Raw genomic sequence first — 25,368 nt, 5'->3', positions numbered from 1 at the left:
TATGGAAAACAGGGGGATTTATATGTCAAAATGGCAATCAAAAGAACAATTGGTTCAATTATTAAGCAATCTTGTTGAAATTCCTAGTATTACTGGCTCGGAAGCTGAAGTTATATTGCCTGATTTTGTTGTAGAACAATTATCTGACTTACACTATTTCAAACAAAACCCGCATCATTTGCAAAAAAATCCGACTGGGGATGGACGATATTTTGTTACGGCTCTAGTAAAGAAAAATAATAGTACAAAAAATACAGTAATTCTTGTTAGTCATTTTGATGTTGTAGATGTACAAGATTATGGAGTGTGGAAAGCAGATGCATTTAATCCTAAAAAATTAACATCTATGTTTTATTCTCACAAAGATGAATTACCAGATCATGTACGTGAAGATATAGCACAAGGGGATTGGTTATTTGGTAGAGGAACAATGGATATGAAATGTGGTCTAGCTTTGCAAATGGCGATGGTTGAGCAAGCTTGTGAAGGAAGATTTGATGGAAATGTCCTTTTATTGACTGTTCCAGATGAAGAAGTGAACTCTGTAGGGATGAGGGCTGCTGTTCCAAGATTATTAGATTTAGCAAAAGAACATAACTTAGAATATAAAACAGTCCTAAATTCAGAACCTATGTTTTCTCGATATCCAGGTGATCAAAATAAGTATATTTACACTGGCTCTATTGGTAAGGTGTTGCCTGGTTTTCTTTGCTATGGAAAAGAAACACATGTAGGTGAACCTTTTGCAGGATTAAATGCAAATTATATGGCTTCATTATTAACAGCTGAATTAGAATTGAATACGGAACTTTGTGATATTGTAGAAGGAGAAGCGTGTCCCCCGCCCACTAATTTATTTCAGAGGGACTTGAAGGAGGATTATTCTGTACAAATTCCTCATCGTGCAGTTACATTATTTAATTTGTTTTTACTAGAAAAAACGATGATGGATGTAATTGCATTGTTACATCAAAAGGTAACGAAAGTAGCAGAGAAAATTGAAGAGTCGTATGAGAAGCAAGCATATCGTTTTTCTAAGTATAATCCGTTCATACCGCCTAATCTTAAAGTAAATGTATTAACGTATGAAGAACTTATCGCTTATGCAATTAAACAACATGGGCAAGAAAAAATAGATAGTATTCAATCTACTGTTATAAAAAATAGAGAAGATAAAGATGATCGTGAGGTAACAATTGATTTGGTTGATAAATTAGCTATTTTATGTAAAGAAAAGGCACCAATGATTGTACTTTTCTTTGCCCCACCATACTACCCAGCTGTGAGCTCACACCACAATTCTTTGATTAAAGAAGTAGTTGGAGAAATGGAAAGGTATGCTCACTACAGTCATGGAATTACTTTTAAAAATCAAAATTATTTTGGCGGAATTTCAGATTTAAGCTATGTGGGCTTACAGTACCCAGTTGATTCAATGAGCTCACTTGTTGAAAATATGCCATTATGGAATAAAGGTTATTCAATTCCGCTTCAGGAATTAGAAAAATTTGATGTTCCAGTATTAAATATGGGACCAGTAGGAAGAGATGCACACCAATGGACAGAGCGCTTAGACATAAATTACGCATTTGAAACGTTACTGGATATGTTACCAATATGTATTGAAAAATTACTAGTTCCTAATAAAATTGCACAGTTATAGTTATGTCTGTATAAGAAAGAAAGAAATTTAAATCGAGATTTCAATTAAAATTAAGAAAAAGGATAGAAACTGTAGCGCTATACTACAGTTTCTATCCTTTTTCTTGTAATAATTTATTTTTATCTCACTATTTGTGGGCGGTAAGTCCTCACTTTATCCAAAGCCCGACTAATTGGGATAAATAAAATAAAAGAATCGTGTGGTTTATTGTAACCAAGATAAGCAAAGTGGCACAATGACTAAACTTGCCCCAGCTGTTAGAAGCATGGATAAACTTGCAATTGTACCTTCAACTGGTCCGATTTCAAATGCTTTTGAAGTACCAGTTCCGTTTGCGCTAGTACCTAGCATAATACCTTTCGCAATGGATGTTTTAATGCGGCATATGCGAATAAGAGAAGGACCTAACAGTGCTCCCGTTAGTGCTGTAAGTACAACGAATACAGCTGTTAATTGTGACATACCGCCAATCATTTCTGAGATCGCCATTGCAATCGGTGTTGTGACAATGTGCGGTGCTAAGCTTTGTTCCAGTGATGAATCAATATGAAAAGCATCTGCCAGAAGAGCCGAAGTAATAACAGATAATAATGAACCAACAATGACGTTAATTAAAATTGCACTTGCATGTTTTTTTAATAAATCAAAATATTTATAGATTGGCCATGCAAAAGCTACCGTTGCTGGTTTTAATAGTTCAGTTAACCATTGACCGCCAGAATTGTATGTTTCATAAGATGTATCGAGTCCAAGTAATAACGCAATTAAAACAATTGGACAAACGAGAAGTGGTGAAAGTATACTCCAATTCCAGCACCAATAAAGTTTCTTAGAAATCCAATATGTTAATAGTGTTAATAGTAAACAAAAAAAGCCGATCATTATGCTGATCCTTTCCGCTTTAATAGCATTTCTGTTAAGATTCCAGTGACGAGTGTTACACAAAGGGTACTAATCATGATAATCAAAATGAGATCGATACCATATTGTGATAATGTATCTTTGTAGCGGATAACAGCCACGGCAGAAGGAATAAAAAATAAGATAAGTTCTTTTAATAAAAAGTCTGCTCCATCTTGAATCCATTCTTTTTTCACCAAGTTAAATTTTAATGATATTAACAATAAGAAAATGCCGATAATACTTCCTGGAATTGGGAGGTGTACCTGCTTTGCGATCCATTCACCTGTCCAAGCGAAACAAAATAAGAGTAAGGTTTGTCCGCTTAATTTCCACCATTTCATACAGTAACACCTCTTTCGTTTTTTTACATAAAAATTGTAAAAAAAATTAACAATTTCTACTATAAATCCTTTCAAAATATTTGTCTAATATATAAATTATATGTTATTAATTTATTATACATATTAATCGAAAAGAGGATCCCAAATGGAATTACGGCATTTGCAATATTTTGTTGTTGTGGCAGAAGAGTTACATTTTGGGCGGGCAGCTGCTCGCTTGCAAATGACACAGCCACCGCTAAGTCAACAAATTCAGCAATTAGAGAAAGAGATGGGGGTTACATTATTTTCAAGAACGAAGCGGAAAGTTGAGCTGACAGAAGCAGGAGAAATGTTTTTAAAAGAAGTGAAAAAAGCATTTGATCAAATTGAGAAGGCGGTAGAAGTTGCACAAAGTGCACAAAGGGGAGAGGTTGGATCACTTTCAATTGGGTTTGTAGGGGCAGCTATATATGATATTTTACCGTCTATTGTTAGGGAGTATCGAGAGAAGTTCCCGAGAGTATCTGTTGCACTGCATGAATTATCGACACCAGATCAGGTTCATGCGCTTCATGATAATCGAATTGATGTTGGATTTTTACGTCCACCAATTAATACGCAATTACTAGAATTAGAACCCATTCAAAAGCTTTCGTGTACATTATGTTTACCAAAAGCGCATCCACTAGCAGAGAAAGAAGAAATTCATATTGAAGATTTACAAGATGAGCCATTTGTGTTCATAACTAGACCGGTTTGGCCTGCATTATACGATACGATTTTATCATTATGTAGGAACGCTGGATTCAGCCCACACATTGTACAGGAAGCAACAGAGTACCAAACTGTTATGGGGCTTGTAGCAGCGGGAATTGGATTAACAGTGATTCCGGTTTCTGCGAATAAGTTGTATAAAACAGAAGTTGTATATAAGGCTATATATGATTCTAATTTTGTAGCAGAGATGTCGGTTGCATATCGGAAGTCAAATAGTAATCCTGAGTTGCTAGAGTTTTTAAAAATTGCAAGGGAGAAAAAGCGAATAGAAGTGGAGAATGATAAGTAAGGTGGCACAAATGTGTTAAAAGAGGAGATACTATTGTGGTGTATCTCCTTTTTTATTTCAATACTGAATAGGTAGACATGTTCATTTTCTAGAATTAATTGTTGGCGTGAGCTTTCATCATCCATAGAGAGTGAAAATATATGATTTTTATTTGTTTTTATCCAAGCAGTAAGAACTGTTCTTGTATTATATTTTATTTTTATGGGGCTACTAATTTCTTTAAATGCAGACATTAGGTAAGCTATTTTCAGAAGCGGTCATTTCTGCGACTTAAGACCTAGTAAATATTCCGATTATAGTTCGATGTTAAAAAGGTCATATTTTTATACACTAGTAGTATAGAAGATTGGACGTTATGAAGTAAGGTGGGGGAATCAATTATGTCTTTATTTCGGCTAGCAAGGAAAAATATACAGAACTACGCTGCCCAAAGATTAAAACAATTTATATGGATAGCAATGAGTACCATGCTATATTTTTTTATTATATCTGTCCGATCTAATGAAGCGGTAATAGAAAAAATACAACATAGACCGTTTTTGCTAGCTACGTTATATTATGGGGAAGTACTGTTGTTTTTTGTATGCACTGCTGTTACATACCAAATGACAAAAAGATTCTTAAAAAATAGGAAACAGGAACTACTGTTGTATGAAATTGCTGGTATGAAAAAAAGAACGATTTTTTGCTTGTTATCTCAGGAGCAGGTTTTGATTTATGGAGGAGCGATTCTTTTTGGTTTAATTCACGGAATGTTATTTTTGAAGTTATTTACAGTGATTTTTATAAAGCTAACAGGAGTTCATGGAATAAATAGCATACCTATTACATCATACGCATTATTGGTAGTAACGATGCTAGTGAGTATTATAATCTTATTATCCATATGGCAATGTTATAAGTTTATTCGGAAATTTCCATGTGAACAAGTGTATAAAATGGAGAGAAAGGCATGAGATATCATGTCTTTTTCGTCGTTTTACAGCAGAAAATAATCATGATACAGTGTAAGGAACTGAAAAAAGTGTTAGAGAGAAAGGTTGTATAGGATGGTAAATAAACAATCTATAGTGAGAGTAGAACAACTAACAAAGCGAATCGGCTCAAAGACATTAGTAGAAAATATAAGCTTTGAAGTAAAGAAGGGAGAAGTTGTTGGTTTATTAGGACCAAACGGTGCCGGAAAAACAACATTGATGCGAATGATGGTCGGTATGATAAGTATGACTGAAGGAGAAGTATGGATTGACGGACAATCTGTAAAACAAGAGTTTGAAGGTACAGCTATGAAAATCGGTGCCGTAATTGAAAATCCGGAATTTTATCCTTTTTTAAGTGGGTATGAAAACTTAACATATTTTGGACGTATGCATGGTAATGTTACTGAAGAGCGTATTGACGAGGTAGTCCAATTATTAGGTATGGGACAGGTTATTAATCGTAAAGTAAAAGCGTATTCGCTTGGTATGAGACAGCGTTTAGGAATTGCGCAAGCACTCGTACATAATCCAGATGTACTCATTTTAGATGAACCGACCAATGGACTGGATCCAAGTGGGATTCACGAAATGCGTATGTATATAAAGAAAATTGCTCATGAGCAAGGGAAAGCTGTCCTTGTTTCAAGTCATTTATTATCTGAAGTTGAATTGATGTGTGATCGAGTTATTATTATTCAGCACGGAGAATATGTGGCAACCCAAAATATTCAGCGTAATGAAAACGAAGAGATGGATATGATACATATACGCGTGGACGATGTGAAGCAAGCGGCTGAACTTTTAAAACATGATGTCACGATTCAAGATAATGAATTGATTATGATTGTGAAAAATGAAGAAATTCCAGATGTGATTCGTACATTAACAGAACAAGGTATTCGTATTTATCGTGTTTATGAAGAAAGAAAAACGCTGGAAGAGAAGTTTTTAGAATTAACAGGGGGAAAGGATATTGTTTAATTTAGTTTACAATGAAATATATAAAATTTTTAAACGGAAGCGAACGATTATTCCATTTGCCATTATTACAATTCTAGTTATAGGTTTGGGATGGGTGTCAGTTAAATATTTTCCATCTTCATCGGGAGATTGGAAAGTAGATTATACAGAAAGAACGGCAGAAATTGAAAAAAAACTTGGGAGTACAAAACAGGATATTTTGAATCAAAAATCAGGAGATGAGCTTGTTAAAGAGTATCAGTTGAAAATGAAGCATTTAGATACGAATACTCCACTAGCAGGCGATTCACCTTTAACCTTTATGAGGGACACAGGTTTAATTGTGTTTCCAATTTTATTACCATTTATTCTTGTATATGCAAGTACAATTTTTGCGAATGAGTACAATTGGGGAACTTATAAATTTTTAATGATTCGCCCGGCAAGTCGATTTAAAATTTTAACAGCGAAGTATATTGCAATTGTTATTTTCTCTGCATTATTATTTATATTTAATATGGTTTTCTCACTTTTATGCGGGTTTATTATTTATAAATTTCAACAACCTGCATGGGTGGAATTTATCATGCAAAATGGTAATATCGTTCAGCAAAATATATTTGTTGATGTGAGTAAGTATTATGTATTAGAATGGTTGCCAACTCTTGTGTATGCAGCATTTGCTTTTATGATTTCTGTTCTAACGAGATCGAGTGGGGGAGCAATTGGTATTTCCTTATTCGTGGCGTTATCTGGTGGAATTATTTTAATACCAGCGTCTAGGTACGAATGGATGAAGTTTTTATTACCAGCTAATACAGATTTATATGGAATCTTAAAGGGTGGTAGTTTCATTCAAGGTGTAACATTCTCATTTGCGTCTTGTATGCTTCTAATTTACTTACTTGTATTTTTAGGTATTTCTTATACTGTATTTTTAAAGCGCGATTTAACGTAATAACAGATGAAAAAGCCGTTAAGAAGAATAATCTTAACGGTTTTTCTCTATCTTAATTTGTTAATGGTAACAAATTTTTACATTAAAATATTGTATCTTTTACACTACATGATCGTTATTTACAAGAAATTCATAAATGTAAGATATACTAAAACATGTAAACACAAATACATACAAAATTCGTGTAGAGGCCATAGTATAACGCAGCGGAGAATGATTTAAAATCGCTATTGTTACTTATGGTCTTTTTGTATGAAAAGGGGGAGAGAAAGTTGAGAAGTGTGGGGAAAAAATTTCTTACTATTGTATCATTATGTATTTTGTTTTTGGTAACAGCCTGCTCCAATTCAAATGTTTCTGGGAAAGAGCAATCAAAAGTTAAGGAGAACAGTGAAAAAATGAGCAGTGGAAAGACAGAGATTGTATTTTGGCATGCAATGGGTGGAAAAACAAAAGAAGTTTTAGAACAAATTGTTCAAAAGTATAATCAATCTCAAGATAAAGTTGAAGTAAGAGCGTTGTTCCAAGGTACATATGATGAATCGTTTATTAAGTACAAGAATATTGCAGGCACAAAGGATGCACCAGATGTTATTCAAGTTTTTGATGGTGGAACGAAATATATGATTGATAGCGGGAAAATTGAACCGGTTCAAAAGTTCATCGATCAAGATAAGTATGATGTGTCTCAATGGGAACCAAATATTCGCAGTTATTATACAGTAGATAAAAAGCAATATTCGATGCCTTTTAACTCTTCTACACCTGTTATGGTATATAACAAAGATGCATTTAAGGAAGTGGGATTAGATCCAGACCAAGCCCCAAAGACATTTAAAGAAATAGAGGAAGCAGGGAAGAAATTAACGAAAAAAGAAGGGAATCAAGTAAAACGTTACGGGTTTACTTATTTATTAGATACTTGGTTTTTTGAAGAAATGTTAGCGGTTCAAGGTGGAACGTATGTAAATAATGATAATGGTCGTGCTAAAGCAGCAACGAAAGCAACTTTTAATGGGAAAGAGGGGCAAAGAATTTTAGAGTTTGTCAATAATCTTAATAAAGAAGGTATTAATGGTAACTACGGTTCGGATTGGGATAATACGCGTGCTGCCTTTTTAGCGGGGAAAACAGCAATGTACCTAGATTCTTCAGCTGGTGTGAAGGATATAATTAACAGCGCACCGTTTCAAGTTGGGGTAGCGTATCTACCTTATCCTGAAGATGTTCAAAGGGAAGGTGTTATTATTGGCGGCGCATCATTATGGATGGCCAAAGATATTGGGAAAGAGAAACAAAAAGCGGTTTGGGAGTTTATGAAGTATATGACTACACCATCTATACAAGCAGAATGGCATGTAAACACAGGATACTTCGCGGTAAATCCAAAGGCGTATGAGGAGGAGTTAGTTAAAAAAGAATATGAGAAATATCCACAATTACAAGTAACGGTGAATCAACTTCATGATTCGAAAGTATCACCTGCAACACAGGGCGCGTTAATTACAGTATTTCCAGAATCGCGTCAAAAAGTACAAAAGGCAATGGAAAGTATTATAGAAGGAACAGATGTAAAACAAGCATTAGATCAAGCAGCTAAAGAAACAGACCGCGCTTTAGAAATTGCGAATCGGGCTAAAAAATAATAGGAAATACTAAAAAAAGAGGTTTCTCAAATGAGAAGCCTCTTTTCTTTTATGCAGCAACTTTCTTATGTGTATGATGTTTTCGATATCGTCCGCGCATCGCAAATGCAATTTGTGGAATTGCAATACCAACCAAGATAAGTGATACACCAAGCCATTGAGAAGAGAGTACCGCTTCTTTTAAAACAAATACAGACATAATTGTTGTAACAGGTAGTTCAGCTGCACCAAGAATAGTTGCTAATCCAGAACCGATTTTTGGAATGCCGATTGTGAAGGCGATGGATGGAATGACAATACTAAACGTTCCGAGTCCTAAACCATATTTCCAAAGTCCTTGTGAAATAGCCCCGTTAAAAATAAATGTTGGTGGGAATACTATCATTACTAAAGTTAAAGCACCAGCCATTAAGAGAACGCCTCGTGGTAATGATGGTACTTCGACAGCAACTCTACCACTTACAAAAATGTAGGTTGCAAATGTAACAGCAGATAGTAAACCTAATATGATTCCAGTTGTATCGAAATCGCCTGCTGATTTTTCTAATAATCCGCTCGATAAGAATGTACCAGCAAGTAAAAAGAGAACAGAAATAACTTTTTCTCTTGATGGTAATGTTTTTGTTGCCACAGCTTCAATGATAATACCAACCCAAACGAATTGGAATAACAGTATAATGGCAATAGATGCCGGCACAGTTTTCAGTGAAGCGTAATAAAAAATTCCTGTGAAACTTGCAGAGGTTCCAGCGACAAATAAAATAAGCATTTGTTTCAGTGGAACGCGGTGCCTAGAAAATAGGAGTGTAATTCCAAGCAAAATAAACCAACCGAACAAATATTGACTACCAATTACTTCTCCAAGTGAAAAACCTTCTGCGTATGCAAGTTTAACAAAGATAGCTAAAATTCCATAGCTACATGCTCCTAATAAAACTAAAAGAGAATAACGAAGCATGAAAATCCCCTCCCATCCTATATATTTAATTGTTCCAAAACGGACATATATAACTAGATGGAAGTATACAAAATTAAAAATGAAGGGTCAAATGAAAGAAAAGTGTGACATTTTATAGAATAATAATAAAAATATGATATTTATGCATAATCTTGAAATTTATAATTATAGAAGTATTGTAAGGTAAGGAATGGGCTGTATAAAGTTATCATTTGAAAAAAATATTTTTTATAGGGAATGTCCTGTATACGGAGGTATCGTAGACGAATCATTTGTTGTTTGGAAGAAGCTTTGATATGTTAATGAATAATAGAATACATTTATAATAGAAGAAAAATGAAAACGCTTTAGAAAAATAGCAGTGTACAGCTATTTTTTCTTATTAAAACGTTGTAAATAGTGAATTCATGAATTGTACATAGTATTTTCTTTCATTTTTGCTACAATATTGTAGAAGAGAGGAGTGAAACGATGCAAGATATTAATATTTTTTTAGCGTTTGGTGCGGGATTCTTATCATTTATTTCCCCTTGTTGCTTGCCGCTTTATCCAGCATTTTTATCTTACATAACGGGAATGTCGGTTTCTGAATTAAAAGAAGAAAATGCGATGCTCCGTAAAAGAAGTATGATACATACGGCGTTTTTCTTATTTGGATTTTCTATTGTTTTTATCGCAATTGGTTTTGGTACAAGTTTTATTGGATCATTTTTTCAAGATTATAAAGATTTAATTAGACAGTTAGGGGCACTATTCATTATTGTATTCGGACTTGTAATTGTGGGGGTATTTAAACCAAAGTTTTTAATGCAAGATCGAAAATTTACATTTAAAAGTCGTCCTAGTGGTTATATTGGATCTATTTTAATTGGATTGGCATTTGCTGCTGGTTGGACACCTTGTACAGGACCAATTTTAGTAGCTGTAATTGGACTGGCTAGTACGAATCCAGAATCAGCAATGCTATATATGATTGCTTACATACTTGGTTTTGCAATACCGTTCTTTATACTTTCATTTTTTATTACGAAAATGTCTTGGATTAAACGACATAGTGGAACGTTTGTGAAAGTAGGCGGATATATCATGATTGTTATGGGTATATTTTTATACTTTAATTGGATGACAAAAATTATTGCGTATTTCTCAAGTTTATTTGGTGGTTTCACCGGTTTTTAGTATTATCCTGTGAAAATGTTGGAAATACTAGTAGAAAAGCATATAATGAAACTAGATTTTCATATTGCCACAAAAAAGGATGAGAAAGTATGAACATAGTTCTTTTGTCGAGTATTGTTGCTGTTTGTATGGCTGTTGGTGCGATGTTCATTCGTTTAAAAGCAGCGAAGAAACCTGCAACATTGAAAAAAATCATTCTCCCACCATTTTTCATGAGTACGGGGGCACTGATGTACATTTTTCCGGAATTTCGCCTGACACCAGCGGAAATGTTAGAAGCGATCGGTGTAGGTTTGTTTTTCTCAATATTTCTTATTAAAACATCTAAATTTGAAGTGCGTGGACAAGAGATTTACTTGAAACGTTCAAAAGCTTTCGTATTTATTTTAATCGGTTTGCTTGTGGTGCGTATTGTCTTTAAAACATATTTAAGTCAATCGCTTGATTTAGGGCAACTAAGTGGTATGTTCTTCTTACTTGCTTTTGCAATGATTGTATCATGGAGAATTGCTATGTATCGTTCATTTACAAAAGTGCAAAAGGAAATGGAAAAGGAAGATGGTTTTTATAATGAGAAAGATATGAAGTTAACGTAAAAAACCTCAAGATTCCTTGAGGTTTTTTTATTTGGCTAACAGTGATTGATAACGAGAGTAATCAATTTGCTTTTCTTGTAATTTTTTAATGAGAAATTTATGATCTCGTTTTGGAGTTGCTACAATATATCCTTTAATGATTAAATCTTCAGTTATTTTTGAAGCTTTTTCTTGTAATGCAAGTTCTCCAATTTTACCAGCAATTTTTGACCTGGCAACATCACGAAATAGCTCAGGAACAGGACTTACAAGTTCTTCTAACAATTGTTTTTGCTCATCATCCCATAAGTGCCTTGTTTGATCAATATAACGCTCTTCCCAATCTAAAATAGACATGCCATCTTCTTTTGGTAATCGTTTTAAGAATTTTCGGAACATGAAATATCCACCAATAGACATAAGTCCTAGTAAAATAACGGTCCAAATCACAATAAACCAACTAAACCATCCTTCAAGCAAGTATATACCCCCTTTGCGATAGCAGTTTTCCTTTTACTAGTATTATAAGCAGTGAGATTGATAGAAAGCAAGAACGCTTGGCCGTTTTGACCAAGCGTTCTGAATTAAACAAAGTATAGTTGTTCGACACGTAATATATCATTATCATCTTCTAAATATTCAATAATGAGTGTTCCAACTTTACGATCTTTATCATCAGTGGTGAAAATAGAGTAAGAAGTAAAACGTTTTGTTGATAGGCCGCTAATATGTGTAGGAAGAGAAATGTAGTCGTTATCGCGGAAAAACTCCATGAGTTCAACATCTTCAAATTGTTTTCGATCTACTGCTTGATTTGTGTAGCGACGTTGTAGTTGTTTTAAAGATTCGTTCCAAGAAATTACTTTTGTATCGTATACCATTTGTTCTATCTCCTTACTATATGTAATCATTAAGAACATATGTTCTATTGTAGTATACCCTGTTTTTAATGAAAGGGAAAGCAAAAAATAATGTAAGCTTGGAAATCCAAGCTTACACAAAAGGCGTCCATAATCGTCTCTATTTTTTATTATAAGCTAGATAGAAATAGGAAACAAGGTAGGAAGTATTTTGTTGATAGTTTATAAAATTCCGTTTATTGTAAAAAAGAGGTTTATTTTAGTGGAAAAGGATGGGAAAAATGACGTATATAATTTCACTTCAAGGACCAATGGCAGGCGGAAAAACAACGTTAGCAAGAAGATTAGAGCAAAGAGGTTTTCAAGTAATATATGAAAATCCTTATGAAATTGTAGAAAAAAGAAAAAGATTAAATTTGGATATTTACACAAAAGAGGGATTTATTACAAATCAAAAAATGTTTATTGAAGCGAAGATTAAACAGGTTCAAAGTGTCACGGGAGATATTGTGATATTTGATCGGGGCCCAGAAGATGTTGAATTTTATACAATACATTTTCCAAAATTGATAGGAATGGATTGGGATATTGAAAAGGAATTAAAAGATGAATTACATAAATTAAGGAAATGTCGTTCAGATGCGATTTGTTATTTGGATGTTTCTAAAAAGATATTGCAGGAGAGAAAAGAGAATGATACGTCGAGAAGACGAAGTTCATTTGAAGAGCAGTTAGAATTGGTAGAAGTGGAAAGGGAGTGGTATAAACAATTTTCGGTTACATATGTGAATACTGATGAAGTGACAGTAGAGGAAACAGAGGTGTATTTTATGAAATGGGTGAGGGAGAAGAGAACATGAAGAAAATACTTTTATTTGTATATCCGACATTTGCAGAATTCGAGGTTACCGTGGCTACAGCGTTATTGAAAGACGACTATAAAATTGAAACAGTAGGAGTAACAAAAAATATCATCACAAGTGAAACAGGATTGCAAGTGCAAACGCATTTGGAATTAACTGAAGTTCATGTGGATGATTATTCCTGGTGGGGATGTCAAACATATTAAAGATGCTAAAGAGCTGTTTTCTATCGTGCGTCAATTCTATAAAAAAGAAAAATTAGTTGCAGCTATTTGTGCTGGACCATTTGTATTGGCAACAGCTGGTGTATTAAAAGATATTCCTTATACAGTTACGTTGGATTATAGTAAAATAGATTGTTTTCCTATAGGGACTTTTATTTATAAAAATGTTGTTAGTTATAAAAATATTATAACAGCACAAGGGCATGGTTTTGTCGAATTTGGAGTTGCAATAGCTGAATATTTTGGGATAATGAATGAGCATAAAGGGAATGTATATCGAGGTAAAGGCAATATACTAATAGAAAAGCTTTTCGAACAAACAGTTGAAGAGTGAAAGTGCATGTAAAGGGGATAAAAAGCTAGCAAATTGCTAGCTTTTTATATGGAGGAAGAATAGGCTTGTTTCATTAGTGCAAGTAAATTCTCAGTGATTTTTTGACATAGTGCCCCGTGTTTTTTTATCGATATATTGATAGTGTGCATCAAACCATTTTTCATTTGGATAACGCCAGACAGGATAAGGTTTTCGTTCTTCTGGTTCACGGAATGACCATCAAGCTAATTTTTTCTAATGCCCTAAGAATGAGAGTTTTATATAACTTTCAATTTTAGTATTTTGGGTGCTTGTATATAACTGTCACGCGATTTATAAATATATGTTACGAAACCGCATATACCTTTATAATGATGAAGAGGTATCAAGATTGTTGAGTTATGATACTAAAAAAGCCGATCTCCTATTGGAAATCGACTTTAAAGCTTTTCTTCAAGAAAAGCACCTGTTTAGCTTAATAACTAAAACTTTATTGCATCTATAATTAACGACGGAAAAACAAGTGTATCCCCTTGATTTCGTGGATCATATTTTTTTGAACGAAAAATAACCCCATCGGCTCCATCCCACTCATTGTAATGAAAATGTCCCTCTTCATCACAATATTCAAGTAATTCCACTTCGAATCCAACAGTTTCAAATATTTTCCTTAAAGTTTTATAATTATGAACTATTTTATGACTAGCTGCGGGGTGGTCTTTAGGTCCAGGTCCTCCAACTTGTACAACCTCTTGGTATTCTTCATCTGGGAAAAATGCATCAGGAACGGCGCATCGAATATAACCACCATGCTTTAAAAATTCATAACATACTTTCGCCGCTTCTATGCCTTCTTCATATGATAAATGTTCCCATACATGCTCCGCTAAAATTACCGCTAAAGAATTAGGATCAAACTTTTTTGTCCAATCTTCCCTTTTTAATAAATTCAATTCCTCTTCATTTGTATGTAGCCAGCCTGGATTATTATTATATTCCCCTGCACCAATTACCACCTTAATTTCCTTTTGTTTTATAGCCAACAGTTTCACCTCTTGTATTTTTGTTTATTGTTATATTTGTAATATATAATTCTCCTCTTGGGGTATCGCCATATCAACATCAACCTAAGATAAATTTAAAGAGCTTATTATAAAGTAGATTCAAATTCATTTTGTACATCTATAAATAGCTAGTGTTTTTGGATCATGCCATACTCCGCCATGAAGAGATAATTCATTTTCTATTTCCATGGTCAGCCATCCTTTCATTTCTGAATGAAGATGAATGTCATCAGGTATGTTTAAAGATGGAAACATACTAGAGATATAGTTAACGATAGGTGTAGCATGATGAAATAGAAGTGCATTATGAATAACTGTTTCCTCCACAGTTTGAAAAACAGATTGTAATAATTGTTTTCCGTTTTCTAAACAAAATGGAGAAGCTGATGGTGCTTTTTTGGGTAAATCGAATGCGACTAACATTTTGTTACACATTTCATCTATACGGGGTAATGAGATTTTGGAATTTGTTGTGGCTAGGAACCTGCCTTCAGGAAAAATTACTTTATGAAATCCTTGAATTGTTTTTTCAACATCTGTCATGTGATACAGCATATGTCTTGCGATGATCCAATCATAAGAATCAGCTGAGAAAGGGAGTTTGGTAGCATCTCCAAGTTCCCATTCAATATTTACATGTTGCTGCGCTCCATTTATAGCGGCTTCTCGCAGCATAGTTATAGATTGATCCAAACCAGTGAGATGCCCCTTATGACCGTTTTTTTGTAGCAGTGCAAGGAACTTTCCATTAGCGCATCCAACTTCTAATATCTTTTCCGTTCCTTGTAATTGTAGATGACCTATTACAATTTCATCTAAGTCTACTCGTTTTTCCTCATATTTTTTATGAGTATCGATCCGTGTTTGCAGATGGTTACTTACAGCGTATTGCCTTTTTATATCATTCAATTTTTCTGATTCCACCTTTACGCAAAATTGCTGAATAGCATGTGTTAAAATATCTGTTTTATTTAGACCTTCATAATGAAGTGCTGCTTCAAATTTTTCTAGTAATCTTTCGTCAATTCGAAAGTGAATATCTTTTCTCTTAACCAATTCGGGTCCCCCTTGCAGCTGTTAGTGAAACTATAGCATGGCTAGAAATTTTCTGTAAATAAATTGTGTGCACAATTGAACAGAGTATTGAAAAAATTCATTTAAATAATTATTTAAACTATTGACGATTTAACCGTTTTCATATATTCTTAAATTAAGTAATATTCAAATAATTAACGAGAAATGAGAGAGTCACATGCTTCTTCAAGGAACACATCGAATTGGTCGTATGGCTATGTTGTTGGCACTTGCGGATGAGAATGAAAGCCCTGTATTATCGATTCCGAAAGGTTGGAAATATTGTACTGGGAAAGTCGGTTCTATGAATTCGCAAAAAGTTGTCGCAGCAATGGAAACAGCGGCTAAGAGCAACCAAGTTATTGAAACAGACGTTTACAGAGAAACGCATGCACTTTATCATGCAATCATGGAAGCGTTGTACGGGGTAACGAGAGGTCAAATTCAGTTAGCAGACGTTCTTCGTACAGTAGGTCTTCGGTTTGCAATCGTGCGCGGCACACCATACGACGGAAAAAAAGAAGGCGAATGGCTTGCTGTTGCACTTTATGGAACGATAGGTGCGCCTGTAAAAGGATCTGAGCATGAGGCGATTGGTTTAGGAATTAATCACATATGATTTGCCCATAGTCTATTAGTTAGAAGGGGGCCTTGCTTTTTAGGACAGAAGTCTGTCTTGAAAAGGTAAGGTCCCCTTTTGCTCTTTTTAAGGAGGAAAAAGGATGATTACATTAACAGGACATTCATTGACAGTAGAAGAAATGAAGCGCTTGCTGCTTGAAGGAGAAGGAGTAACACCTTGTCCAAATAGCATGCAAAAAGTAGCGGAGTGCCGCGAAGTTGTTGAAAAAATTGTAGAAGGGGGAAAAGTTGTTTACGGTATTACAACTGGGTTTGGAAAATTTAGTGATGTATTTATTCAAAAAGATGATGTAAAAGCACTTCAACATAACTTAATTCAATCACATGCATGTGGAGTTGGCGATCCATTCCCTGAAGAAGTGTCACGCGGAATGTTGATTTTACGAGCTAATACGATGTTAAAAGGGGTATCGGGTGTTCGCCCTCTTGTTGTGAATATGTTGCTAGAGTTTGTAAACCGTAAAATTCATCCGGTTATCCCGCAGCAAGGATCACTTGGAGCGAGCGGTGATTTAGCGCCACTATCTCATCTTGCTCTTGTTCTATTAGGGGAAGGAGAAGTGTTCTATAAGGGGAAACGCGTTCATGCAATGGTAGCTCTTACAGAAGAAGGTTTAGAGCCAATTGAATTAGAAGCGAAAGAAGGGCTTGCATTAATCAATGGTACGCAAGCAATGACAGCACAAGGAATTCTTTCTTATATAGAAGCTGAGGCGATTGCTTATCAATCAGAATTAATTGCTTCCATGACAATTGAAGGATTGCGTGGCATTATCGATGCATTTGATGAAAATGTGCATAAAGCACGTGGCTATAAAGAACAAGTGGAAGTTGCAAAGCGTTTTCGCGACGTACTTCATGACAGTAAACTAATAACAAAGCAAGGAGAACTGCGTGTACAAGATGCATACTCACTTCGCTGCATTCCGCAGGTGCACGGTGCTTCTTGGCAAGTTTTAAATTATGTGAAAGAAAAATTAGAAATTGAAATGAACGCAGCAACAGATAACCCATTGATTTTTGATGGTGGAGAAAAAGTAATTTCTGGCGGGAACTTCCATGGTCAGCCAATTGCATTTGCAATGGACTTTTTGAAGGTTGGAATGGCGGAACTGGCGAATATTTCTGAGCGCCGTATTGAGCGTCTTGTGAACCCACAATTAAATGATTTACCACCATTTTTAAGTCCAGAGCCAGGGCTTCAGTCTGGTGCAATGATTATGCAATACGCAGCAGCTTCACTTGTTTCAGAAAATAAAACGCTAGCTCATCCAGCGAGTGTGGACTCAATTCCATCATCAGCTAACCAAGAAGATCATGTAAGTATGGGAACAATTGCTTCACGTCATGCACATCAAATTATTCAAAATGTAAGACGTGTCCTTGCAATTGAAATGATCTGCGCAATGCAAGCTGCGGAATACCGTGGTACCCAAGAGATGAGTACAGTAACGAAAGCGTTTTATCACCAAGGACGTCAGCAAGTACCGTCAATTACAAATGATCGTGTTTTCTCAACAGATATTGAAAATCTTGCACATTGGTTAAAAACAAGTCGCTTTACATTAGAACGATTGGATGTAAATGCAACACTATAAAAAGGGAAAAGGGAGAGGTTAAAATGGAAAATGTAAAACAAACAATTCGTGCACCAAGAGGAACAGAACTACAAACTAAGGGTTGGGTTCAAGAGGCAGCTCTTCGTATGTTGATGAATAATTTAGATCCAGAAGTAGCTGAGAAACCAGAAGAGTTAGTTGTTTACGGTGGTATCGGTCGTGCAGCTCGTAACTGGGATAGCTATCATGCAATTGTGGATTCGTTAAAAACATTAGAAAGTGATGAAACATTACTTGTTCAATCTGGTAAACCAGTTGCTATTTTTAAATCGCATGAAGATGCACCACGCGTTCTTTTAGCAAATTCGAACTTAGTACCGAAATGGGCAAATTGGGAGCACTTCCGTGAACTAGAACAAAAAGGTCTTATGATGTATGGACAAATGACAGCTGGCAGCTGGATTTATATTGGTACACAAGGGATTTTACAAGGAACATACGAAACGTTTGGAGAAGCAGCGCGCCAACACTTTGGCGGTTCACTAAAAGGCACGCTAACACTCACTGCTGGTTTAGGCGGTATGGGTGGAGCGCAACCTCTTGCTGTTACGATGAACGGTGGGGTAGTTATTGCGATTGATGTAGATAAGCGTAGCATCGATCGTCGTATTGAAAAAAGGTATTGTGATATGTACACAGAATCTTTAGAAGAGGCGCTGGCTGTTGCGAAAGAATATAAAGAAAAGAAAGAGCCAATTTCAATTGGACTATTAGGAAATGCTGCAGAAATTTTACCAGAACTTGTGAAACGTGATATTACACCAGACCTAGTGACAGATCAAACGTCTGCACATGATCCATTAAATGGATATGTTCCAGTGGGTTATTCATTAGAAGAAGCGGCAAAACTTCGTGAAGAAGATCCAGAACGCTACGTACAATTATCAAAAGAAAGCATGAAAAAACATGTAGAAGCAATGCTTGAAATGCAGAAAAAAGGTGCAATTACATTTGATTATGGTAATAACATTCGCCAAGTTGCTTTCGATGAAGGGTTAAAAAATGCATTTGATTTCCCAGGGTTCGTCCCAGCGTTTATTCGTCCATTATTCTGTGAAGGAAAAGGACCATTCCGCTGGGTAGCACTTTCTGGTGACCCAGAAGATATTTATAAAACAGATGAAGTTATTTTACGTGAGTTTGCGGATAACGAGCATTTATGTAACTGGATCCGTATGGCACGTCAGCAAGTTGAGTTCCAAGGACTTCCATCACGTATTTGTTGGCTTGGATACGGGGAACGTGCAAAATTTGGACGTATCATCAATGAAATGGTTGCAAATGGTGAATTATCCGCACCAATCGTGATCGGCCGTGATCATTTAGATTGCGGATCTGTAGCTTCACCGAATCGTGAAACAGAAGCGATGAAAGACGGCAGTGATGCAGTGGCAGACTGGCCAATTTTAAATGCATTAATTAACAGTGTTAACGGTGCAAGCTGGGTATCTGTACACCATGGTGGTGGCGTTGGTATGGGATATTCACTTCACGCTGGAATGGTTATTGTTGCAGATGGAACAGAAGCAGCAGCAAAACGCATTGAGCGCGTATTAACTTCTGATCCAGGTATGGGTGTTGTTCGTCACGTTGACGCAGGATATGACTTAGCTGTTGAAACAGCGAAAGAAAAAGGCGTTAACATTCCAATGATGAAATAAGGAGGAAGAAACATGCTGGACATTTTACTAACAAATATTGGCCAATTGCTAACAATGGATCAAGAAGATGGCTTGTTAAGACGGGAAGCGATGAACACGCTTCCTGTTATCGAAAATGGTGCAGTTGGTATTGAAGATGGTGTGATTACTTTCGTTGGAACAGCGGAAGAGGCAAAAGGTTTACAGGTAAAAGAAATCATCGATTGCGAAGGGAAAATGGTTTCTCCAGGGCTTGTTGATCCTCATACACACCTTGTATTCGGCGGATCTCGTGAAAATGAAATTGCTCTTAAGTTACAGGGAGTACCGTACTTAGAAATTTTAGAAAAGGGCGGCGGAATTCTTTCGACTGTGAATGCAACGAAGCAAGCATCGAAAGAAGAACTTGTGAAGAAGGCGAAATTCCATTTAGATCGTATGTTATCGTTCGGCGTTACAACAGTGGAGGCAAAGAGCGGGTATGGATTAGATGCTGAAACAGAGTGGAAGCAATTAGAAGCTGCGGCACAGTTGCAAAAAGAGCATCCAATTGATTTAGTATCAACATTTCTAGGAGCACATGCTGTTCCGAAAGAATACAAAGGAAGATCAAAAGAGTTTTTACAGTGGATGCTAGATTTATTACCAGAGATGAAAGAGAAGCAATTAGCGGAGTTCGTTGATATTTTCTGTGAAACAGGGGTATTCTCTGTGGAAGAATCGAAAGAGTTCTTATTAAAGGCGAAAGAACTTGGCTTTGATGTGAAGATTCATGCAGATGAAATTGATCCACTTGGCGGTGCGGAAGCGGCAGCTGAAATTGGTGCGGCATCAGCAGACCATTTAGTTGGAGCATCGGATAAAGGTATTGAAATGCTTGCTAATTCAAATACAGTTGCAACGTTACTTCCAGGAACAACTTTCTACTTAAATAAAGAAAGTTTTGCACGAGGACGTAAAATGATTGACGAAGGTGTAGCGGTTGCTTTAGCGACAGATTTCAACCCGGGTAGCTGCCCGACTGAAAACATCCAGCTTATTATGAGCATTGCAATGTTAAAACTGAAAATGACACCAGAAGAAGTTTGGAATGCTGTAACAGTTAACTCAGCATATGCGATTAATCGCGGAGATGTTGCTGGGAAAATTCGCGTCGGACGTAAGGCAGACCTAGTTTTATGGGATGCATATAATTATGCGTATGTACCGTATCATTATGGTGTGAGTCATGTAAATACAGTATGGAAGAATGGTAATCTTGCATATACAAGAGGTGACAAAGCGTGGATCAAGGCCACTATTTAAAGAAGAATGCAAAGTTTATAGATCGTGAAGTAACGAAATGGAGCGATATGATTAAAGTGTGGGATGGAGAAGAAATCTTTGGAGCGGCTTTAATGGGTGCGCCGCTCTCTAAATCTTCTATTAGTCATTCAGGTGCATGTTTTGCACCGAAAACCATTCGTGCAATGCTAGATGCATATAGCACATATGCGATTACAGAAGAGCATGATATGAAGGAAAGCGTCTTGTATGATTGTGGTGATATAACCATGCATGTTACAGACATAAAAGAAAGTCACGCTCGTATTGCTAAGACGCTGAGTCATTTGACGAAAGTGAATCCACAAATGGTACCAATCGTTCTTGGAGGAGATCATTCTATTAGCTTTCCTAGTATAAGTGGTTTTGCAAGTAGTAAAGGGAAAATTGGTATTATTCAATTTGATGCGCATCATGATTTGCGTAATTTAGAAGATGGTGGTCCGTCTAATGGGACACCATTCCGTAGCTTGTTGGAAAATGATGTGATTACAGGGAAGCAGCTTGTTCAAATTGGTATTCGTAACTTCTCAAATGCTCGTACGTACCATGAGTATGCAAAAGAGCATGGTGTGACGGTGTATACAATGAAACATGTCCGTGAGAGAGCAATCAAGGATATCATTACAGAAAGCATTGAAACCTTACGTAGACAAGGGGTTACAGCTATATATGTCTCTGTGGATATGGATGTACTAGATCAGGCATTTGCACCAGGATGTCCGGCAATCGGCCCAGGTGGGATGGATAGTACGACGTTACTTGATGCGATTACGGCACTTGGACAAGAACCACTTGTCCAAGGTATGGATATTGTAGAAATCGATCCAACGCTCGATTTTCGTGATATGACAAGTCGTGTGGCTGCTCAGGTTATTATGAGTTTTCTGTTAGCAAGAGAAACAGTTAGTAAGCAGGTTAGTATATAAGAAAAAAGAGGTCTCTTCTTATTTGAAGAGGCTTTTTTGTATGGCCCAATATACGAATATTGTGTGATAAGAGCGTATAAATTGACGTACTAGTTTGTGAGAAATTATGATGCGGTTATAGATAATTTCTATCGTTTCAATGAAATGTAAGTGGAATTTTTAATTAAGGGGGAAGAAAGATGACAAATTCAAATAATAAAGTAGCCAGTATCTATGAAGGCACGAATATAAACAATTGGGGATCATTTCAAAACGTGGAAGAAACAAAGTTATTTGATCCGATTCAAATTGGAGCTTGGTCTCTTCGGAATCGTGTGGCAATGGCTCCGATGACGCGTTGTTTCGCAAATGATGAAACAGGAGTAGTCGGAGCTGATGTAGCCGAGTATTACCGAAAGCGTGCGGCAGATGGTGTTGGTCTCATTATTACAGAAGGAATAGTAATTAGTCCAAGAGCGAAGGGAAATCCAGGTGTCCCAGGTATTTATACCGGGGAGCAAATTGAATCTTGGAAATCAGTAACAGATGCAGTACATAAAGAAGGTGGAACAATTATTGCGCAAATATGGCATGTAGGACGTATGAGCCATCATGAACTAACAGGTGGATTCTTACCACAAGCACCTTCAGCTATTGCGGCACAAGGAAATGTCCCGCGTTTTCGGAAGCCTTTTGATACGCCAGAAGCGATGACGATAGAGGAAATTCAAGAGACTATCGAACAGTATGCACAAGCTGCTAGGAATACGATAGAAGCAGGCTTCGATGGGGTAGAAATTCATGGGGCACATGGATATTTAATTGATCAATTTGCTTATGAGTTTGCGAATCATCGAAATGATCAATACGGCGGAGACTTAAAACAAAGGTTAACGTTTATGAAAGAAGTATTACAAGCTGTTATAAGTGCGATTGGTACAGATAAAACGCTTATTCGTTTTTCGGCATTTAAAGGTGATAACCCTGGTTATATGTGGAAAGATCCTGAAGCAGCAATAAAAACTTTCATAGAGATGTTCTGTGAAGTAGGATTAACGATGATTCATCCTTCTACAATGAATTATACGCAAGTTATAGCTGACGGAAAAAACTTACATCAATTAGTTCGTAAATATTGGGAGGGTATAATTGTAGGAGTTGGGAATTTAAATCCAAAAGAGGCAGAAGAAGCACTACAAGAAGGTACAATTGATGTAGCAGCATTTGGTAGACCATTGATTTCTAATCCGGATTTTGTTCATCGTGTTAAACGAGGGGAAAGCTTAGGGGAATACGATGCAAAGCAGCATCTTGCTACATTAATCTGAATAATAATAAAAGAAGAGCACATAAGGTGTTCTTCTTTTATTATGTAAGCAATAAATATAAGAGAATAATATGATAGGGAGAAGAGAAAATGAATGAAACGCTACTTGTTATTATTCGGCACCGGGGAGATGGGTAATCGAATATCTACAGTTGTTCCTTTATTCAATTTACTTGAGATTTGAAGTTTACCGTGATGCTCATCGATAATTTTATAACACATCATTAAACCCAGTCCGGTGCCTTTTTCTTTTAGACTATAGAAAGGCTCACCTAAACGAGAAATACGATCCTGCGGAATACCACAGCCCTCATCTAAAATACGTATTAAAATGAAATTATCTTTTAATGATTTCGTTTTAATAAAGATATTTCCACCATCTGGCATAGCTTCAATGGCGTTTTTTAAAATATTAATAAAGACTTGTTTTAACTGATTAGCATCACATTGGATTTCGGGCAGAGCAGAAGAATGATCCATAATAATATGTACATTATGCATAACCGCAGTAGGTAAAATGAAGGTTACAACTTCTTCGATTACTGTTTGGATTTGACAAGAATGGATAGATAAAACTTGTGGTTTAGACATCGCCATAAATTGACTTGTAATGGATTCAATTTGTGAAATTTCACTTAGCATAACATCTATATACCACTTGTTTTTTTCACTAATATCAGGCCGTAATAATGTTAAGAATCCCTTTAAAGCTGTTAATGGGTTACGTATTTCATGAGCTATTCCTGCCGTTAGCTGTCCGACTACCGCTAATTTTTCAGATTTTCGTAGTAATTTCTCTGTTTCTTTTAATTCAGTAACATCCCTGCCCATAACAATGAGTCCTTTTCGGGATCCGTCAGGGTGAAAGAGTGGAACTTTTGAAAGGTCCAAAATCATATTGGATGTATCCTTATGAAAAACCAATTCTTCACCATGAATAATTTGTTTTTTTTGCCATGCAAGTTCATCAATTTCTTCGCAATGTAAAAATGCTTCGCGGTACGCTTCGTTATATTGAACGAGTTCACTATCTTTTTTTCCATGATAAGGAACGCTGTGAAAATCAAAGCAAGAAAGTGCGTAATCGTTTGCTTCAAGCCAGCGTCCTTCATGATCTTTAAAGATGACAAAGGCTGGCATTGAATCCATTAATGTGCGCAATCGTTTTTCGCTCTCTTTTAACATTTTTTCAATTCGTTCAGATTTTTCGAGAGGTTTCATAATTGCATATACACCCGAGAGGTGATTTTGAATAAAAATAGGGACTAATTTTGTAACTACATCTATTTGATATCCATCTTTATGGCGGATAGAAAGTATGTATTCTTCTTGATTATCAGCTGTAGTATTCTTTATATGTTGTAGTACTTGATCAGAAATATGTGCTTCTATAATAGACGTAATTGTTTTTCTTTCTAATTCCTCTGAAGTATATCCTAATATTTTTTCTGCAGAGGGATTAATATGTAATATGATTCCTTGTAAGTTCAGTGAAATAATACTATCAGGATTATGCTCAAAAAGAGATGCATACATTTCTGTTAAAGTACAATTTTGTATATGACTTTGTAAACGGCGAGGCACAGCCGAATGACGATTTTTTTGAATAGATGAAAACTTTTTCCGACTCATAACTTTTCCTCCATGCAACTAGCATCTAAAACAGATTCAATAACCTATTATAAATATAATATATGAAAAATGTTATATATTTCTATAAAAAATAAAGTTACAGAATTGAATGTTTTTTCGCTCTTTTTAATCGGTGCTTGTTAAAATACCCTCTTCATTATAAAACAAACAATATGTATATAGTTGATTAGTAAATCTTATCGTGTTTTATAAAATATAAATAAGTTATTTTTTAAGCAGTATACTATAAAATAAAAATATAAAGGGGGAGAGATATATGGTAAGTTACATTCAAGGAATCGATCATGTACAAGTAGCAGCACCTGTAGGATGTGAAGAAGAGGCAAGAGAATTTTATGGACATAAAATAGGTTTAGAAGAAATTCCAAAACCTGAAGAATTAAGAAAACGTGGCGGTTGTTGGTTTCGTTGTGGAAATCAAGAAATTCATATAGGAGTTGAACAAACCTTTTCTCCTGCTAAAAAGGCACATCCAGCTTTTTATGTTCATAGAATTGAAGAATTTAAACAAAAATTAATCGAGCAAGGGGTTCAAGTTATAGATGATCATGCTCGACCAGATGTAATTAGATTTTATGTTTCAGATCCATTTGGAAATAGAGTAGAATTTATGGAGAATAAATAAAAAAACTAGGTGGAATTCTACC

General features: G+C 35.7%; 24 protein-coding genes and 1 pseudogene. 17 read left to right on the top strand and 8 right to left on the bottom strand.

The window, feature by feature from the left end:
- Positions 1 to 22: 22 nt before the first annotated feature.
- Positions 23 to 1,663: a M20/M25/M40 family metallo-hydrolase gene (locus BLV40_RS00215; RefSeq protein ID WP_026592666.1), complete on the top strand. Its 1,641-nt coding sequence runs from the start codon at positions 23 to 25 to the stop codon at positions 1,661 to 1,663.
- 204 nt (positions 1,664 to 1,867) lie between these two features.
- Here BLV40_RS00215 and BLV40_RS00210 read toward each other — a convergent pair whose 3' ends face one another.
- Positions 1,868 to 2,545 carry an LrgB family protein gene (locus BLV40_RS00210; protein ID WP_026592667.1) on the bottom strand — a complete coding sequence of 226 codons (678 nt, stop codon included), beginning with the start codon at positions 2,543 to 2,545 and terminating at the stop codon, positions 1,868 to 1,870.
- Positions 2,545 to 2,907 carry a CidA/LrgA family holin-like protein gene (locus tag BLV40_RS00205; protein WP_090686921.1) on the bottom strand — a complete coding sequence of 121 codons (363 nt, stop codon included), beginning with the start codon at positions 2,905 to 2,907 and terminating at the stop codon, positions 2,545 to 2,547. Before BLV40_RS00205 ends, BLV40_RS00210 begins: the two co-directional genes overlap by 1 nt.
- 145 nt (positions 2,908 to 3,052) lie before the next feature.
- Here BLV40_RS00205 and alsR point away from each other — a divergent pair, with 145 nt between their 5' ends.
- From alsR to BLV40_RS00175, 5 genes are all read left to right on the top strand, one after another.
- Complete coding sequence (gene alsR, locus BLV40_RS00200; RefSeq protein ID WP_026592669.1) at positions 3,053 to 3,955, top strand: acetoin biosynthesis transcriptional regulator AlsR; 903 nt, start codon at positions 3,053 to 3,055, stop codon at positions 3,953 to 3,955.
- Positions 3,956 to 4,335: 380 nt separating this feature from the next.
- Entirely contained in the window at positions 4,336 to 4,911 is a 576-nt protein-coding gene (locus tag BLV40_RS00190) for an ABC transporter permease (RefSeq protein WP_026592670.1), read from the top strand.
- Between the two features lie 93 nt (positions 4,912 to 5,004).
- Positions 5,005 to 5,916 (top strand): ABC transporter ATP-binding protein, encoded by a 912-nt coding sequence (locus BLV40_RS00185; RefSeq protein ID WP_026592671.1) that lies wholly within the window; start codon positions 5,005 to 5,007, stop codon positions 5,914 to 5,916.
- Positions 5,909 to 6,853 carry an ABC transporter permease gene (locus BLV40_RS00180; RefSeq protein WP_090686918.1) on the top strand — a complete coding sequence of 315 codons (945 nt, stop codon included), beginning with the start codon at positions 5,909 to 5,911 and terminating at the stop codon, positions 6,851 to 6,853. Before BLV40_RS00185 ends, BLV40_RS00180 begins: the two co-directional genes overlap by 8 nt.
- Before the next feature lie 272 nt (positions 6,854 to 7,125).
- Entirely contained in the window at positions 7,126 to 8,499 is a 1,374-nt protein-coding gene (locus BLV40_RS00175; protein ID WP_026592673.1) for an ABC transporter substrate-binding protein, read from the top strand.
- Positions 8,500 to 8,548: 49 nt separating this feature from the next.
- Here the strand turns inward: BLV40_RS00175 and BLV40_RS00170 are convergent, their stop codons facing one another.
- Positions 8,549 to 9,457 (bottom strand): EamA family transporter, encoded by a 909-nt coding sequence (locus BLV40_RS00170; protein WP_026592674.1) that lies wholly within the window; start codon positions 9,455 to 9,457, stop codon positions 8,549 to 8,551.
- A gap of 471 nt (positions 9,458 to 9,928) precedes the next feature.
- Between BLV40_RS00170 and BLV40_RS00165 the strand changes: the two genes are divergently transcribed.
- Together BLV40_RS00165 and BLV40_RS00160 are read left to right on the top strand one after the other, a co-directional pair.
- Positions 9,929 to 10,636 (top strand): cytochrome c biogenesis CcdA family protein, encoded by a 708-nt coding sequence (locus BLV40_RS00165; RefSeq protein WP_026592675.1) that lies wholly within the window; start codon positions 9,929 to 9,931, stop codon positions 10,634 to 10,636.
- Between the two features lie 89 nt (positions 10,637 to 10,725).
- On the top strand, positions 10,726 to 11,232 hold the full coding sequence (locus BLV40_RS00160; protein WP_026592676.1) for a CcdC family protein: 507 nt from the start codon (positions 10,726 to 10,728) through the stop codon (positions 11,230 to 11,232).
- 27 nt (positions 11,233 to 11,259) lie between these two features.
- Here the strand turns inward: BLV40_RS00160 and BLV40_RS00155 are convergent, their stop codons facing one another.
- Together BLV40_RS00155 and BLV40_RS00150 are read right to left on the bottom strand one after the other, a co-directional pair.
- The gene (locus BLV40_RS00155; protein WP_026592677.1) at positions 11,260 to 11,691 is read right to left on the bottom strand and encodes a DUF2621 domain-containing protein; all 432 of its coding nucleotides are present in this window, start codon (positions 11,689 to 11,691) and stop codon (positions 11,260 to 11,262) included.
- Positions 11,692 to 11,795: 104 nt separating this feature from the next.
- Positions 11,796 to 12,092 carry a hypothetical protein gene (locus tag BLV40_RS00150; protein WP_026592678.1) on the bottom strand — a complete coding sequence of 99 codons (297 nt, stop codon included), beginning with the start codon at positions 12,090 to 12,092 and terminating at the stop codon, positions 11,796 to 11,798.
- Positions 12,093 to 12,352: 260 nt separating this feature from the next.
- Between BLV40_RS00150 and BLV40_RS00140 the strand changes: the two genes are divergently transcribed.
- Together BLV40_RS00140 and BLV40_RS00135 are read left to right on the top strand one after the other, a co-directional pair.
- A complete protein-coding gene (locus BLV40_RS00140; RefSeq protein ID WP_090686916.1) occupies positions 12,353 to 12,931 on the top strand; it encodes an AAA family ATPase in 579 nt (192 codons plus the stop codon).
- A pseudogene (locus BLV40_RS00135) lies at positions 12,907 to 13,492 on the top strand (glutamine amidotransferase). The gene BLV40_RS00140 and the pseudogene BLV40_RS00135 overlap by 25 nt, the downstream one beginning before the upstream one ends.
- Before the next feature lie 461 nt (positions 13,493 to 13,953).
- Here the strand turns inward: BLV40_RS00135 and BLV40_RS00130 are convergent.
- Together BLV40_RS00130 and BLV40_RS00125 are read right to left on the bottom strand one after the other, a co-directional pair.
- Entirely contained in the window at positions 13,954 to 14,514 is a 561-nt protein-coding gene (locus BLV40_RS00130; RefSeq protein WP_090686914.1) for a class I SAM-dependent methyltransferase, read from the bottom strand.
- Positions 14,515 to 14,640: 126 nt separating this feature from the next.
- Positions 14,641 to 15,591 carry a class I SAM-dependent methyltransferase gene (locus BLV40_RS00125; protein ID WP_090686912.1) on the bottom strand — a complete coding sequence of 317 codons (951 nt, stop codon included), beginning with the start codon at positions 15,589 to 15,591 and terminating at the stop codon, positions 14,641 to 14,643.
- A 196-nt stretch (positions 15,592 to 15,787) separates the two neighbouring features.
- On the opposite strand from BLV40_RS00125, the gene hutP reads away from it, so the two are divergent.
- The 6 genes from hutP to BLV40_RS00095 all read left to right on the top strand — a co-directional run bounded on the left by hutP (position 15,788) and on the right by BLV40_RS00095 (position 23,069).
- Entirely contained in the window at positions 15,788 to 16,228 is a 441-nt protein-coding gene (hutP, locus tag BLV40_RS00120; protein ID WP_003199156.1) for a hut operon transcriptional regulator HutP, read from the top strand.
- A 103-nt stretch (positions 16,229 to 16,331) separates the two neighbouring features.
- Complete coding sequence (hutH, locus tag BLV40_RS00115; protein WP_090686911.1) at positions 16,332 to 17,849, top strand: histidine ammonia-lyase; 1,518 nt, start codon at positions 16,332 to 16,334, stop codon at positions 17,847 to 17,849.
- Positions 17,850 to 17,872: 23 nt separating this feature from the next.
- Positions 17,873 to 19,531: a urocanate hydratase gene (gene hutU / locus BLV40_RS00110; RefSeq protein ID WP_026592684.1), complete on the top strand. Its 1,659-nt coding sequence runs from the start codon at positions 17,873 to 17,875 to the stop codon at positions 19,529 to 19,531.
- A gap of 12 nt (positions 19,532 to 19,543) precedes the next feature.
- Entirely contained in the window at positions 19,544 to 20,815 is a 1,272-nt protein-coding gene (gene hutI / locus BLV40_RS00105; RefSeq protein WP_090686909.1) for an imidazolonepropionase, read from the top strand.
- The gene (gene hutG, locus BLV40_RS00100; RefSeq protein WP_090686907.1) at positions 20,794 to 21,762 is read left to right on the top strand and encodes a formimidoylglutamase; all 969 of its coding nucleotides are present in this window, start codon (positions 20,794 to 20,796) and stop codon (positions 21,760 to 21,762) included. Before hutI ends, hutG begins: the two co-directional genes overlap by 22 nt.
- Positions 21,763 to 21,941: 179 nt before the next feature.
- Complete coding sequence (locus BLV40_RS00095; protein ID WP_090686905.1) at positions 21,942 to 23,069, top strand: alkene reductase; 1,128 nt, start codon at positions 21,942 to 21,944, stop codon at positions 23,067 to 23,069.
- Positions 23,070 to 23,170: 101 nt separating this feature from the next.
- Here BLV40_RS00095 and BLV40_RS00090 read toward each other — a convergent pair whose 3' ends face one another.
- A complete protein-coding gene (locus BLV40_RS00090) occupies positions 23,171 to 24,700 on the bottom strand; it encodes a BA3702 family sensor histidine kinase (protein ID WP_090686903.1) in 1,530 nt (509 codons plus the stop codon).
- 277 nt (positions 24,701 to 24,977) lie between these two features.
- Between BLV40_RS00090 and BLV40_RS00085 the strand changes: the two genes are divergently transcribed.
- Entirely contained in the window at positions 24,978 to 25,346 is a 369-nt protein-coding gene (locus BLV40_RS00085; RefSeq protein ID WP_026592689.1) for a VOC family protein, read from the top strand.
- The last annotated feature ends 22 nt before the right edge of the window (positions 25,347 to 25,368 follow it).

The organism is Bacillus sp. 166amftsu, from assembly GCF_900107445.1.
Lineage (GTDB): Bacteria > Bacillota > Bacilli > Bacillales > Bacillaceae_G > Bacillus_A > Bacillus_A arachidis.
This window is presented reverse-complemented; position numbering and strand designations above follow the sequence as displayed.

Bases quoted from the DNA above. Each gene is read 5' to 3' on its own strand.
- hutH (WP_090686911.1), top strand. From the start codon at position 16,332: ATGATTACATTAACAGGACATTCATTGACAGTAGAAGAAATGAAGCGC.
- BLV40_RS00090 (WP_090686903.1), bottom strand. From the start codon at position 24,700: ATGAGTCGGAAAAAGTTTTCATCTATTCAAAAAAATCGTCATTCGGCT.
- BLV40_RS00095 (WP_090686905.1), top strand. From the start codon at position 21,942: ATGACAAATTCAAATAATAAAGTAGCCAGTATCTATGAAGGCACGAAT.
- hutU (WP_026592684.1), top strand. From the start codon at position 17,873: ATGGAAAATGTAAAACAAACAATTCGTGCACCAAGAGGAACAGAACTA.
- BLV40_RS00215 (WP_026592666.1), top strand. From the start codon at position 23: ATGTCAAAATGGCAATCAAAAGAACAATTGGTTCAATTATTAAGCAAT.
- alsR (WP_026592669.1), top strand. From the start codon at position 3,053: ATGGAATTACGGCATTTGCAATATTTTGTTGTTGTGGCAGAAGAGTTA.
- BLV40_RS00185 (WP_026592671.1), top strand. From the start codon at position 5,005: ATGGTAAATAAACAATCTATAGTGAGAGTAGAACAACTAACAAAGCGA.
- BLV40_RS00165 (WP_026592675.1), top strand. From the start codon at position 9,929: ATGCAAGATATTAATATTTTTTTAGCGTTTGGTGCGGGATTCTTATCA.
- BLV40_RS00160 (WP_026592676.1), top strand. From the start codon at position 10,726: ATGAACATAGTTCTTTTGTCGAGTATTGTTGCTGTTTGTATGGCTGTT.
- BLV40_RS00140 (WP_090686916.1), top strand. From the start codon at position 12,353: ATGACGTATATAATTTCACTTCAAGGACCAATGGCAGGCGGAAAAACA.
- BLV40_RS00210 (WP_026592667.1), bottom strand. From the start codon at position 2,545: ATGATCGGCTTTTTTTGTTTACTATTAACACTATTAACATATTGGATT.
- BLV40_RS00170 (WP_026592674.1), bottom strand. From the start codon at position 9,457: ATGCTTCGTTATTCTCTTTTAGTTTTATTAGGAGCATGTAGCTATGGA.
- BLV40_RS00205 (WP_090686921.1), bottom strand. From the start codon at position 2,907: ATGAAATGGTGGAAATTAAGCGGACAAACCTTACTCTTATTTTGTTTC.
- hutP (WP_003199156.1), top strand. From the start codon at position 15,788: ATGCTTCTTCAAGGAACACATCGAATTGGTCGTATGGCTATGTTGTTG.
- hutI (WP_090686909.1), top strand. From the start codon at position 19,544: ATGCTGGACATTTTACTAACAAATATTGGCCAATTGCTAACAATGGAT.
- BLV40_RS00150 (WP_026592678.1), bottom strand. From the start codon at position 12,092: ATGGTATACGATACAAAAGTAATTTCTTGGAACGAATCTTTAAAACAA.
- BLV40_RS00190 (WP_026592670.1), top strand. From the start codon at position 4,336: ATGTCTTTATTTCGGCTAGCAAGGAAAAATATACAGAACTACGCTGCC.
- BLV40_RS00085 (WP_026592689.1), top strand. From the start codon at position 24,978: ATGGTAAGTTACATTCAAGGAATCGATCATGTACAAGTAGCAGCACCT.